Raw genomic sequence first — 12,639 nt, 5'->3', positions numbered from 1 at the left:
AGTAGCCGGAATACTATAGTTTCTATTCCACTGATGTTGGCGCTAATAAACTACAGCTCACCCAAACTCTAAATGGCATTGCCTTAGGGAAGCCTTTTAATACTTTATTAATAACAAATAAATTTGCGGCTTCACCTTTTAGCCCCTGAGAAGAAGCTGTTTGCTGTAAAAAACCTGCAATATTGTAAGAATGAAACATGCTACTCATTTCTCCTTTGTGTGGTGCCAACCCCAATGTAAAACCATTTTGTGATAATTTTTCAGCGAATGAAGAAACCGGAATATTTTCGGAAAGAGTCGCACCATCACTCATTTCATCAGTAGTGCTTGTGGAACTTTGAGCTATTGCAAGAGAACCAATTTTTCCATTAGGAAATTTTTCTAACAATCTCCATGTAATATTTAGCTTTGCAGGTTCATGGAAAAATTCATTGAATGCATCCCATATTCCGCGATGTTTGTAAGAATTTACAAGCTGAATATCCACAACAACATAATATTCAGAATCAGGTTGAGCTTGTGTATCAGTAACAACAGGTAAATCCATACGCATTGCTTTGATAGAAATATCATTTTTATTATAAGAAGCATTATTTACAGATTGTTGTTCTGAAAATTTTTTTACGACAGGTTCTGACTCTGGCATATCACGAATGAGCCATTCTTTTTCATCATAAAATAAAAACTTTCCAGAAACCCTACAGCTCACTTGATTAGAACTAAAAGAAATTTTCATTTTTACTGCTGGCATGATTTCTGCGCTGACTTTATAATTTGTATCATCTATTTTTGCTAATCCTAAAAATTCATGAAGGATAAGATAATTAACAACATAGCCGTCCTTGACCATATCCATCCAAACAGGTTTATACAATTCAATCAATTTTTGTGCTGGATAATTAACGGCATCAACAGGAATTGATTCGTTATCTTTTACAATATAGAGTGGCTCTTCTGTTAGCCTTACTTCTACAATATTTTTATCAATTAATTTAATTAGATTCTCTTTATCTTCTTTCGATATTATAGTTTCATCTTCTAAGGATTCTAATTTAGGCTTAATTTCACTCAAAGCTTTTTCCCAAAATAATGCTGTCGTAAAATTGCCACCACCGCGATCTTGTTCTTGAGTTACACTAGAGTTCGCTGGATGCGAAGGTTGCTGATTGTTTCTTCCACATCCTATAAATAGAACATTGATAGATATTACAGATAATAAAAAGTGTTTCATTTTTCCTTCTTTTGTATTTGAGTGAGGGGGAAAAATGAAACCTGAAGGCTATAAACGTCATTCATTTTTTCTTCTTTCCTCTGTACAAATTCAGATATTTCATATCTAAATTTTTGAATTATTTTTTTTATTTTAGGGAGATCTTCTTTATTAATAGCAAATGTAGAAGACGTATGATCTCTTTCGCTTCGTTCAACTGTATCCAATGCAAGAATCGATTTTTCTAACAAAGATTTTTGATATTTTCTTAAGGCAGCACTGGTGTGCTCATTACTAGATAAATTGGTTGTTCTTTTAAGTGCTAATTTATAGTTTTTCCCCTCTTTACAGAGAAGCTTTAAACTTAAAAGAGTCTGAATAACTGATCTTGCATAAATGATATTAATTCCTAATTTTTTAGCTACGGTCTCATCTGAGAACTTAAATCCCTTAACGCGTGTCAATTCTAAAACTGCATCATAAACCCATTCTGACATATAAGAGAAAGTACTTTCTTCTAACCTTTGATGATCTGTCGTCATTTCAGCAAAGGACAACCCACTCAATAGATGCATATAAACCCGAGGTTTAAGATTCAGCTTAGGAGAAAGTTTTTGAATAGTTTTATGAGTAATAGCGCGTTTACCTGATAAAATACCTGATAGCGAGCTATGATCGAAGTCTAAGTATCTTGCAAAACTACGTAAGGAGTAATTTGGATTCTTAGCTGTACGATGAGCAAACTCCTGTTGAAGGAGCAATCTAAATTCTTCGTTCTTTGTATCTATAAAGTTCATAGAGAGGGTTATAACATATTAGGTTTTGAGCTTGTTAAAAAAATGAATTTTGTAAAAAAATACCTAGTGGTGCATTTTTTGCCCCACATTGTGACATTTTAAATTGTTCTCTATTTCAATTTTAAAATGTTCCCATTATGGTGAGTTTAATTTTAGACCTTGAAAGGGGAAAATTTATGAAATTCATTTTTATTGCTATTTTTATCAGTTCGAGTTTATCAGTGGCAAGCCCGGTTGAAAGAATACAAGCCGCACATCCTAATGCAAGTCCATATGAAGTTTTAAAGATGTTATATGAAGAGTCCTCAACTGCGGCGCAGTTCTCAGATTTTGATATTTTCAAAAGTTCCAGTGCAATACGTTGTGCGAAGGCAAGCAAAGATTGGAATTATATCAGAGAGGGAGTTGCTCTAAAAAAATATAATTATGTATACGAAAAGGGTCAGCCCGCGCATGGCCCGCTTTTTCCTGAGGCCACAGATAAAACTAGAACTATTCTCCTTGCTGAAGCTCTTGAAGTGGGCACAGACTCCCAAGTGAGGGCAATTGCTGCAAGAATAATTATGATCCAAACTCCAACCGACTTAATAGCACTTACACCATCTTTTCCATTTGATGATCCAAAGAAAGTAATGCCTATAAAAGATTTCAGTAGAGTAAATGAAAACCTTGTGATTTCAAAAACAGTCATACGATTTGGCACACCAAAAGAAAGGGAGTTCTACACCTATTGCTGGAAACAATAAAAAATATTTATGAGAAGTGATGTAGTTCGTAGATTTAATGGGTTTAAATTCAACTAAAGGAGTTTTTATGAAATTAGTACTTTCCACAATTTGTCTCTTGGCAACTTTATTGGCATCAAATGCGTTCGCAGAAGTTGATATCTGTCACTTCAGAAGTGGAGCTACACACCAAAAATTCGAGTTTCGCGTAGAGGGTGCAAGCATTGAGGACTCTCCTGTTCTCAAGTTTGCCATCGAGGACATTACAGGGCCGGCTCGATTGCTTCTTCGTCGTGAAGCTAGCTATGATAAAGCATCAGGGCTATTGCTAGTCGAGAAAGAACGATCCATAAGTGTTTGGCAGTATATAGATATTAACGGTAAGTACGGCCCTAATTCGAAGGAAAGTCTTAAACGTTTTGATATCAGGCTTCCCTTGTCAGCGGGCGATGCCGCAAATAGCGCAAAGGTTTTAATTAATGGACCGAAAAGTGCGCAGATCGACTGTTGGACTAAGAAATAGCTCGCCTCAAACCACTTCTTTGTTGAAAGTTCTGACGCGACGACAGTACGAAAAACTAAGGGGTACCTTTTGAGAATTACTTTACTGGCTTGATAGATTTTCCGTCATAACTAGAATCCACTTCTGTTTTGACCACTTTATCTTTTCTGTAATGAACCCACATGTCTGGCTTCTTGTCATTGTTGCGATCCGTTTCCATCAGTCTTAATTCGCCCTTGTGCCAATACTTCCAAAGGTTAGAAGCTCCTTGAGAAATTGTTTTCTTCATCAGCTCGCCGGTCTTTGGATCGTATTCACTAACGTCATCGACTTTGCCATCGTAATCTAAATCGTATTCTGCTTTTACGATGGTTTTATTTGTAAAAAACTTTGCCATGTCCATGCGGCCATCACCGTTCAAATCAAAAACATGCATGATTAACTTTTTATCTAGATCGTTGATCTTTTTTTCGAATATGAAATATGCCGTTACGCGATTGTCTTCTTGGGATTGAATTTTTTCGACAATGATTTCGGCTCTCGGTTCGATGTACTTGTTCAGCACGATCTTCGAAAAATCGATATGCTCTGATTTGAGTGGGTTATCAATACTTGCAAATGAGTTTATTGAAATCAAGGCTAACACTGCGATTAATGATGTTTTCATAAATATAGGATATCAAAAACGTCATGTTTTGCAAAAAGTTAAAAATCAACCCCGACTTTTGATGACAATTCAAATATCAAATCTGGTGTGAAGTCTTTAGAATACATTCCTTTTGCCTCAAGATTGATAAAAGCCAGAGAGCCTAACGGAGCCCATGCCCCCAGACCGATTTTGACCGCAGAATTCAACTTGGATTTATCTTTATCCACTGCGCCCATGAAATTGCTCGTTAGCCTTTCTTGAAATAAGCCCCAGCCTCCCAGTACGTAAGGATTGATGGCTTTACCCTCTTCGTAATTGATAAATCTCAAAGCATAAATAGAGGCTTCGTAATGTTTATTTTCTATCGTGTATGAAGTTCCAGCGTCGCTCTCATCATCATAGTACAAAGCTTCCAGTGCAAATGCCCAAGGAAGAATTTTGTATCCACCATAAAGCATCGGGGTAAACTTACCTTCGAAATTACTATCATCAGATTTAATTAATCTTACGCCCCCACCTAATCCCAAAAAGACATTCGCATGCACGATATGGACGTTCAAGAGAAGAAAGAAAATAAAAAATAAATGAGTTACTGACCTAAACACGCTACCACTTTACTTTCGTGAACTGTTAAGAATGTATTTAAGTCCGAGCAAATTTCAGATCTTCCAGCTTTTTCATCAGGAACAAAGCTATTTAAAATGTCTGCTTGCGAAAGGGCTTCTGATTTTCCTTTGGTGTAAACAATTTCTGAAAGTTTTTTTAAACTTGAGATGATCCACTCGCCTTGCAATTTTTTTCTATCTTCAAGTGATGCGGCATTATCTTCAGGGAAAAGTTTATCTGACATCGATTTTATCAAATTAGAATACTTAACACCTTTTTCATAAACCAATCCATTGATTGGCCGAGATTTACCTTTGCTGCTTAGATCTTCAATCACATAACTTCTAAAGTCTAAAGTATCCTTTAGACTTTCCTGAGAATCCATCTTGTAAACAATAGGAAGTACTTTTCTATTGATATCAAATGACTCGTAAGAAGTTTGATAAGAATCCGACAACCCTGTATGCAGTTGGCCCCAATAATCGGCCAAACCTTCATCAAGTGCTTTTAAAATTAAATAATTGTACCCAGTATTTGCATCTACCTCTTCAGCAGCAGCTTGCGAAGAAAAAGCTTTCCCTTCGTAATCCAAACCGATCGTATAGATAGTTGATTTTACAATTTTTTGAAAGATCGCATGGAAGTGTTCGTGTGCAATAACACCCGAATTCCACGACAGTGGTGCTTTATCTCCATTGTACGTAAGAATTCTAATACGATCATAGGCCGGAATATAGAATCCATTATCCATAGATGAATCCGCTCTCTCATAAATACTAACATAACGTGGATAAGTCAGAACTTGATCCGCACCGATGGATTTATCAAAGAAAAATAAATCTTCCATGATTTTGTAAAGCGTAAACATCTGTTCGCTCAAAGCAGTCTTTGGAACGATGACATTGTCTTCGTTAACAAAGTATTGAGCTTCCGGAGTCAATTCGCTGACCGAGCCGTCCTTAAAAAATCTTGGATTCATTGTGATACGAATTTTTGAACTTTGAATTGAATTTGGATCTTCTAGAGTTTTTAGCTCTACTGTTTCGCGCTTGTAAGTTCCATCGGGCTGTAGAACTCTCACCTTAACCTTGCACGGACACTTCTCTTTCTCAACTGGATTTGAACAAGCTGAGAGTAGCGCCAATGTTAACAATAATGATCCAAAAACTTTCATAATAACCCTTAAACTATTTGGAAAAGTTAAGTGAGATTATAGAATTATCCGGTTTTTGGAAACTGTTAGCATTCTGCACAGTAAAAACTACCTTTTACCCGTAAGAGCCATTTAACGCGCGGTCAATGTCGTACAAACTCTAGACAATCCTGGTATTTTTTCTTAAAACCGTTCCTAAAGATGTAAGGACCAATGAATTTAATCACGCAGAACTTAAATCCCGAGCAATTAAAAGCAGTTGAGACCCTAGAAGGTCCGCTATTGATTTTAGCAGGCGCTGGCTCTGGAAAAACCCGCGTTTTGACTCACAGAATAGCAAATATCATTGTGAACAGATTGGCAGAGCCGCAAAATATTTTGGCCGTCACCTTCACCAATAAAGCCGCAAAAGAAATGAGAGAAAGAGCCCTCAATCTCTTGCACAAACTCAATTTATATTCGTCACAACCACCACTGATTTCGACGTTTCACTCTTTCTGCGTACAAGTTTTAAGGTCTTACATTCATATCCTAGAATACAGTCCTGATTTTACAATCTACGATCGCGCAGATCAGTTGGCACTTGTTAGAAAAATATTTAAAAAACTCAATCTCGATACAAAAACTTATTCTGTTCAAGCTTTCTTATCTACGATCAACACTTCAAAAGTTTACGGGGTTTCTCCAGAAGATTTAATGAAAGAAGCCGTTCACAGCGTCGATAAGAAAATGGCCGAAGTCTATGCGCTTTACGAAAAACAGATGAAAGAAGCCAACGCTTTGGATTTTGATGATCTTATGATTAAAACCATCGCACTCTTTAAGAAGAGCCCAGAGGTTTTGGATTTTTATCAAACTGAATTAAAATTCATTATGGTGGATGAGTACCAAGATACGAGCACTCTACAGTACGAACTCATTCATATGCTTGCAAAAAAGCATCGCAATCTCTGCGTTGTCGGTGATGAAGATCAATCGATCTATTCATGGCGCGGGGCCAATATTGAAAACATCTTAAGTTTTGAAGCGGATTACAACGAGGCTCAGGTTATTAAACTCGAAGAAAACTATCGCTCAACACAGACGATTGTAAATGCAGCTTCAGAGGTCATACGCAATAATACTATTCGCAAAGACAAAACTCTCCACACAAACAATAAAGAAGGCGAAAAGATTTTTGCCAAAGAAACCCAGAGTGAGTATGACGAAGGAAAATTCGTTGCTCAGACAATTCAGACCATCATGAAAGACAACTCTGTTTCTTATGATGATATCGCAATCTTCTACAGAACCAACTCTCAATCTCGTGCAATTGAAGAAGAATTAAGATCTTACAGAATTCCCTATCAAATCATTGGCGGCATGAAGTTCTATGATCGCATGGAAGTAAAGGATCTTATTTGCTACCTTAGACTCATAATGAATGAAAATGATGATGTTTCATTTATGAGAGTCCTCAATATTCCAACACGTGGAATTGGAAAAGTGACAGCAGATAAGATAATTGATTTTGCGCATTCTAGAAACGTATCTCTAATGAAAGCCGCACAAGAAATTGTCGATCATGGGGGCGGCCTCAATGCCGGATCTGCAAAAAAATTAGGAACATTTGTCAATATCGTTCAGTATTTAAGAGTTCAAGCGCAAGAGCAAAAGCCATCGGACTTTGTAAAGTTCATGATAGATCACTTGCAGTTTATCGAGTACCTAAAATTCGAAAAGCCAGAAGATCATCAACAAAGAATCGACAACGTAAACGAATTGATTAACGTTTTATCAAAATTCGAAAAAGAACGCGGCCAAGAAGCAACGCTAGGACAATTCTTAGAAGAAGTGGCCTTGGTCTCCGACGTTGATGAGTTGGATAGCGCTCAACACTCAGTAAAAATGATGACTCTGCATATTTCTAAAGGATTAGAATATCCTTACGTTTTTATCGTGGGATTTGAAGAAGGCCTATTTCCCTCGAATCAATCCATCGACTCTGCAAATCCAGAGCAAATGGAAGAAGAACGAAGATTATGTTACGTAGGAATGACAAGAGCAAAAGAAAAACTATTCCTAAGCTATTCTCGAAAGAGAATGCAATGGGGACAAGAACTCATCAATCCTCCAAGCCGATTCTTAAAAGAAATCCCTTCAAAGTACATTGAAGTGAGCTCTGGCATTGTTCGTCCGAAGAATTTCCAAACAAAAGAAGTTTACAATTTCCAAATGACAAACCTAGATGACCCATTCCCAGATTATGAAAAAACTTTTGATGATTCCGATCCCAATGGATTTTCAAAAGGCATGAAAGTTCGTCACCCTGCATTTGGCGTAGGAACGATTCACCATCTTGAAGGCCAAGGCGAGGATCAAAAAATCACCATAATGTTTAAAAATCACACTTTAAAAAAATTCATCCTAAAATACGCAAGACTTGAGCGCGTATGAATAAAAAACCAAATAATTTTTTTCTAATATTGATTCTAGGATCAATGACTGCACTTAGTCCATTCTCCATCGACATGTATTTGCCGGCCTTCCCTCAAATCGCAAAAGATTTTGGAACAACGGTATCCACGATTGCTCTTTCCATCTCCAGCTACTTTGTTGGACTATCTTTCGGACAGCTTATCTATGGACCACTACTCGATCGCTTTGGAAGAAAGAAGCCGCTATATATTGGGCTATTGATTTATGCCGCAGCATCTTTTGGATGTTTGCTGACGGATTCATCAAATTCTTTGATTGGCTTTAGATTTTTCCAAGCTCTTGGTGGGTGCGCAGCTGGTGTTGCCGCCATGTCTATTGTGAGAGATTTATTTTCAGTTAAAGAAAGTTCTAAAATTTTATCTCTTCTGATTCTGGTTCTTGGAGTCTCCCCTCTCATCGCTCCCACGGCAGGAAGCTATATGACCCTTGCGTTTGGTTGGCATTCTATATTTATAGTGTTGGCGTTGATTTCACTTTTGATCTTAGGAGTGGTTTTCTTTTTTCTTCCAGAAAGTCATACGCCCGATTCCGAAGTAACCTTGAAACTAAGTCCCATCTTTAAAACTTACAAAGCAATATTTAAGGAGCCACAATTCTATACTCACGTACTTGCTGGTGCTTTCGCATTCTCCGGTCTTTTTGTTTACGTTGCAAGCTCCCCAATGATCTTTATGAGTATATATAAAGTCAGCCCACAAGTTTATGGATGGATTTTTGCGGGCTTATCTGTAGGCTTTATTGGCTTTAGTCAGCTGAATATTTTCTTGCTTCATAAATTTCAAAATGACCAAATTCTAAGAGGCGCATTAATTCTTCAGACCACATCGGCTTTAGTATTTTTGGTTGGGACATTCAGTGGATGGTATGGAATTGTCGGGACAATTTTTCATATCTTTAGCTTGCTCGCTTGCGCAGGACTTACAAATCCAAATGCCGCTTCTCTCGCCTTAGCACCATTCACAAAGAATACCGGAAGCGCTGCTGCACTTATGGGTTTCTTACAAATGGGAATTGGAGCTTTGGTCTCTTCATGTGTAGGATTTTTAAGTAGCGACGATATGATTCCACTGACTGTGATCTTTGCTACTTCTTCGACTGTAGCTCTTTTAATTTTTGTCATCGGAAGGCGCAGAATAACAAAGTATTTTGCGCCACCGGATATCGCCCACTAAACTATTTCAACAGTGGGTTCATTGATTGCTTAAGAACCGCTTCTTTTTTGTCATATTGATTCGTAGATTCCAAATATCCATAATACATACCTTCGCTCAATGCTTGAGGTTGGTATTTTGATTTTACCAATGAGAACAATTGTCCGGAATAAGGGATTGATACCATTCCAAGTGCTACTCTGGCAAATTCAAATCTTCTTCGACTTTCATACAAAAAATCTGGGCATTTCTCATCAAAAGCCAATGATGGCTTATCATCTGTTTTTTCTTTCTTTGAACCCAAATTAATGATTATTGGATTTGCACCGAACAAAGCTCCACTAAAAATAGAATTTACTTTATAAATTCTTTCATCAAAAATATTTGCGTGCTTAGACCAACGTTTTTCGGCGCCCTTGTCACTTTCTTGAAGCTTATTGAATCCGTGTCCATCAAAGTTATTTTTGATTTTTCTAGATTCCCAATATCCACCAAATCCAAATGATAATCTAGAATCAAGAATCGAAGACAGCGCTCTCTTCTTCTCTATCTCTGTTAATCCCAAATCCTCTGGGTTCATAGTTTCTAGATAATAAGAAAGAATATTTTGGTGGTACATTTTTTTATGCACAATGAAATTGGCATAATCATCGGCAACATATGTTACGGGCTTTAAGAAAACTGTCGAGTTGAAGTATGATTTGGCAAGATCTTGCAATTTATTACTCAAATACTTTATGAAAGCCTTTTTATAGAAGTATGTTGAGTTATCTAGGTTTGCCACAACAACAAACTGTGGATCATTGATCACTTTTTTAGTTTCTAAATCCACGTCATTTAAGAACTTTAAGAATTTAGGATCTACAAGCATCGCTCCTAGGTTTGATTTCTTCATCCAATCAAACGCTTTTGAAAATGATTTCATAAGCTCAGGATCTGGCTTCTCGTATTCATAACCTTTACAAGTTGGGAGCACATCAATGGGTTCCGCATCAGCCGCAGTTAAGTACGTAGCCAAACTTCTCACGTAGGTTTCAATGCTTAGATCTTCCAATAAACTTTTATCGACGATGATCTTCTCACCCGTCTCATTGACCTTTAATTCAAATCGATTTTTAAAATGACTGAGGTCATATCCTTGAGCAAAAGAAATTTCGGGAAGAATATTAATTAAACTGACAAAGATTAAACTTAATAAAATATATTTCATTTTTGAAAACTCCTAGGTGTTATGCCTAGAGTATATCCAGAATTTCAGCCTCGGGAGGGCCAGTTTTAATTCCTGCATTTAAGCACAAGGCCATGGTCCATATTAAGACTTCTCTCAATAATCCGAAATTTGGCCACCATCCGAAATCTGGTTGAAAATCAGCACTTTAATTTAATAAAACGCATTTAAAGCTTGATCCTTAATTTGCATTAATAAGTTACGCATACTAAAAGCTTTCCAAATTTGGAAATATAATATAAGGTGGTAGGAGTTGTTTCGTATTTACGACATAGATATTATTTTTAATGAAACTCAGTTTAATGAAGCATGGATTGATCCTCATTACGAGGAAAAGCATAAAGGATCAATAAATGATAAACTGATTTTAATGTTGTTAAATTGTATCCATGAGACATTGCACTTACCCCAAAAGGAAGGCAATAACGGTTTTAAGTATTATGAATTAGATATTGAGCAGGATTATAAATTGTACCGATTAATATTAGTAATACCACCAAATAAATCCTACATTGGTATTAGGAACGCCTATAGGAAAAAATATGATGAAGCCTAAAAAAGTATCCCAAATTCCTCCTTCTGACTGGCCTACTGACAAAGAATGGAAAGCAATTGAAAAAGATCTTTTGAAGACGATCCCATCTTTAATACTGCCAATCAATGCATCGCCAGTAGATAGAATAAAATATGACTTGTGCGAACAGTTTGTTCGTTATTGTATAGCAAAAAATATAAATCAAAGAAAGTTAGCAATAAAATTAGGGATTGGAGAAGCAAGAGTTAGTGAAATTGTACACTACAGATATCAAAGATTTACAATAGATAAGCTCGTTAAACTTTTAAGTATAATTAAACCCTCTATAAAATTAAAAGTAGCATAAATTTCTACTTTATAAATCAATGTGCTGACTTAGCGTTCTTTAGAAGTTCCCACTCTGCAATATATTGATCGATATTTTGTGGCTTTAGAATTTGATTGGCTGGAGGATTGATATAGTCCGCCTCGACTCCATCAAAACCTTTGTAGGTTCTTTTCTCCAGAGATCTTTGGATTTCAAAGTTAGGACTGTACCCGACTTTTCCTCCGCCATTTGGAACATCCACACTTAAGTTAGGCATCGCAAGGCCCGAGAGATTTCCCCAGAGTTCTTTTTGAATTTCCAAAGAATCTTCAATTGAAGTTCGCAAATGATCTGTGCCCTCTGAAGGATCACACTGGAACATGTAGTAGGGCTTGGCTCTCAGATACAACATTCTTCGGGATACAGCTTGGATGATGGCAGGGTGATTGTTGATTCCATTGAGAAGCACCATTTGATTCATCACAGGAATTCCATGATCTACAAAGGCACTCACACTTTGAGCAGCTTCATGAGTGATTTCTTTGGGATGATTGAAGTGAGTCATCAAAAAAACTGGAGAATACTTTCTCATCATCTTCACCAGTTCTTCAGTCACACGATAAGGATTCACTACAGGCATTCTGGTTCCAATGCGAATGATTTCCACGTGCTCAATTTTTCTGATTTCGCTCAAAACTCTTTCAAGCTGCGTATCGGAGAGCGTGAGTGGATCTCCGCCAGAAAGAATAACCTCTCTGATTCCTGGGTGAGCTTTTATGTATTCGATAGACTTATTGAAATCCTCATCTGTCAAAAATGCTTTGTTATTTCCTGTAAAACGTTTGCGCGTACAGAATCTGCAATAAACCGTGCAGAAATCTGTAACCAAAAATAAAACTCTATCAGGGTAACGATGAAGCAATCTTGACGTGACAGAGTTTTTAACTTCAGCGAGGGGATCCACCATTTGTTGATATCCAGGAGTTAGTTCTTTAAAACTTGGCGTCTGAATCAATCTCAGTGGATCTTCAGCATTCAAAGGGTGGGCTAAAGTTGCATAGTAAGGAGTTGTTCTTATCTGGAATGCACCTTCCGCGTTTTTAAAGCCTTCAATCTCTGTATTTGTAAGCTTATAAACCTTCTCAAAATCGCTTAAATTCTTTAAGGCGTGACTTGCTTGCCATGTCCACGACTGCCATTTCTCCATAGGAATGGATTCATAAGGCCCTCGCGGCAATGTCTTTTCAAACTGAAACTTCATCAACTCTCCCAAAAGGTGCTTAGTCGCTTTTGGCGAC

Annotated in this window: 13 protein-coding genes; 6 read left to right on the top strand and 7 right to left on the bottom strand. The window is 37.1% G+C overall.

Translation table 11 applies throughout. The features are described 5' to 3' along the window. Window positions 1-22 precede the first annotated feature (22 nt). Window positions 23-1,231 carry a hypothetical protein gene (locus V4596_12635; protein ID MES2769984.1) on the bottom strand — a complete coding sequence of 403 codons (1,209 nt, stop codon included), beginning with the start codon at window positions 1,229-1,231 and terminating at the stop codon, window positions 23-25. Further along, window positions 1,228-2,007, bottom strand: a complete 780-nt coding sequence (locus V4596_12630) for a DUF4423 domain-containing protein (protein ID MES2769983.1) — start codon at window positions 2,005-2,007, stop codon at window positions 1,228-1,230. The genes V4596_12635 and V4596_12630 overlap by 4 nt, the downstream gene beginning before the upstream one ends. A gap of 176 nt (window positions 2,008-2,183) precedes the next feature. On the opposite strand from V4596_12630, the gene V4596_12625 reads away from it, so the two are divergent. Continuing rightward, entirely contained in the window at window positions 2,184-2,753 is a 570-nt protein-coding gene (locus V4596_12625) for a hypothetical protein (protein ID MES2769982.1), read from the top strand. Between the two features lie 67 nt (window positions 2,754-2,820). Then, window positions 2,821-3,255, top strand: coding sequence for a hypothetical protein (locus V4596_12620; GenBank protein ID MES2769981.1), 435 nt, complete (start codon window positions 2,821-2,823; stop codon window positions 3,253-3,255). Window positions 3,256-3,331: 76 nt separating this feature from the next. Here V4596_12620 and V4596_12615 read toward each other — a convergent pair whose 3' ends face one another. From V4596_12615 to V4596_12605, 3 genes are all read right to left on the bottom strand, one after another. Next, window positions 3,332-3,901, bottom strand: a complete 570-nt coding sequence (locus V4596_12615; GenBank protein MES2769980.1) for a hypothetical protein — start codon at window positions 3,899-3,901, stop codon at window positions 3,332-3,334. A gap of 38 nt (window positions 3,902-3,939) precedes the next feature. After that, a complete protein-coding gene (locus tag V4596_12610) occupies window positions 3,940-4,410 on the bottom strand; it encodes an outer membrane beta-barrel protein (protein ID MES2769979.1) in 471 nt (156 codons plus the stop codon). 62 nt (window positions 4,411-4,472) lie between these two features. Next, window positions 4,473-5,663 carry a hypothetical protein gene (locus tag V4596_12605; protein MES2769978.1) on the bottom strand — a complete coding sequence of 397 codons (1,191 nt, stop codon included), beginning with the start codon at window positions 5,661-5,663 and terminating at the stop codon, window positions 4,473-4,475. Between the two features lie 192 nt (window positions 5,664-5,855). Here V4596_12605 and V4596_12600 point away from each other — a divergent pair, with 192 nt between their 5' ends. Together V4596_12600 and V4596_12595 are read left to right on the top strand one after the other, a co-directional pair. Further along, entirely contained in the window at window positions 5,856-8,078 is a 2,223-nt protein-coding gene (locus tag V4596_12600) for a UvrD-helicase domain-containing protein (GenBank protein ID MES2769977.1), read from the top strand. Continuing rightward, window positions 8,075-9,292 (top strand): multidrug effflux MFS transporter, encoded by a 1,218-nt coding sequence (locus V4596_12595; protein ID MES2769976.1) that lies wholly within the window; start codon window positions 8,075-8,077, stop codon window positions 9,290-9,292. Before V4596_12600 ends, V4596_12595 begins: the two co-directional genes overlap by 4 nt. Window position 9,293: 1 nt before the next feature. Here the strand turns inward: V4596_12595 and V4596_12590 are convergent, their stop codons facing one another. Continuing rightward, window positions 9,294-10,481, bottom strand: a complete 1,188-nt coding sequence (locus V4596_12590) for a hypothetical protein (protein MES2769975.1) — start codon at window positions 10,479-10,481, stop codon at window positions 9,294-9,296. Window positions 10,482-10,752: 271 nt separating this feature from the next. Here V4596_12590 and V4596_12585 point away from each other — a divergent pair, with 271 nt between their 5' ends. Beyond that, on the top strand, window positions 10,753-11,055 hold the full coding sequence (locus tag V4596_12585; GenBank protein MES2769974.1) for a hypothetical protein: 303 nt from the start codon (window positions 10,753-10,755) through the stop codon (window positions 11,053-11,055). Further along, window positions 11,042-11,380: an XRE family transcriptional regulator gene (locus V4596_12580; protein ID MES2769973.1), complete on the top strand. Its 339-nt coding sequence runs from the start codon at window positions 11,042-11,044 to the stop codon at window positions 11,378-11,380. Before V4596_12585 ends, V4596_12580 begins: the two co-directional genes overlap by 14 nt. Before the next feature lie 16 nt (window positions 11,381-11,396). Here V4596_12580 and V4596_12575 read toward each other — a convergent pair. Then, the coding region (locus tag V4596_12575; protein ID MES2769972.1) for a KamA family radical SAM protein at window positions 11,397-12,639 on the bottom strand (1,243 nt) is incomplete at its 5' end.

It is taken from the genome of Bdellovibrionota bacterium, from assembly GCA_040386775.1.
Lineage (GTDB): Bacteria > Bdellovibrionota > Bdellovibrionia > Bdellovibrionales > JAEYZS01 > JAEYZS01.
Note: the sequence above shows the minus strand (reverse complement) of the source record. Positions and strands in the feature narration are given on the sequence as shown.

What these genes read in the sequence shown, in the direction of transcription:
- V4596_12600 (MES2769977.1), top strand. Translation starts at nt 5,856, where the DNA reads ATGAATTTAATCACGCAGAACTTAAATCCCGAGCAATTAAAAGCAGTT.
- V4596_12625 (MES2769982.1), top strand. Translation starts at nt 2,184, where the DNA reads ATGAAATTCATTTTTATTGCTATTTTTATCAGTTCGAGTTTATCAGTG.
- V4596_12615 (MES2769980.1), bottom strand. Translation starts at nt 3,901, where the DNA reads ATGAAAACATCATTAATCGCAGTGTTAGCCTTGATTTCAATAAACTCA.
- V4596_12580 (MES2769973.1), top strand. Translation starts at nt 11,042, where the DNA reads ATGATGAAGCCTAAAAAAGTATCCCAAATTCCTCCTTCTGACTGGCCT.
- V4596_12590 (MES2769975.1), bottom strand. Translation starts at nt 10,481, where the DNA reads ATGAAATATATTTTATTAAGTTTAATCTTTGTCAGTTTAATTAATATT.
- V4596_12605 (MES2769978.1), bottom strand. Translation starts at nt 5,663, where the DNA reads ATGAAAGTTTTTGGATCATTATTGTTAACATTGGCGCTACTCTCAGCT.
- V4596_12630 (MES2769983.1), bottom strand. Translation starts at nt 2,007, where the DNA reads ATGAACTTTATAGATACAAAGAACGAAGAATTTAGATTGCTCCTTCAA.
- V4596_12635 (MES2769984.1), bottom strand. Translation starts at nt 1,231, where the DNA reads ATGAAACACTTTTTATTATCTGTAATATCTATCAATGTTCTATTTATA.
- V4596_12620 (MES2769981.1), top strand. Translation starts at nt 2,821, where the DNA reads ATGAAATTAGTACTTTCCACAATTTGTCTCTTGGCAACTTTATTGGCA.
- V4596_12595 (MES2769976.1), top strand. Translation starts at nt 8,075, where the DNA reads ATGAATAAAAAACCAAATAATTTTTTTCTAATATTGATTCTAGGATCA.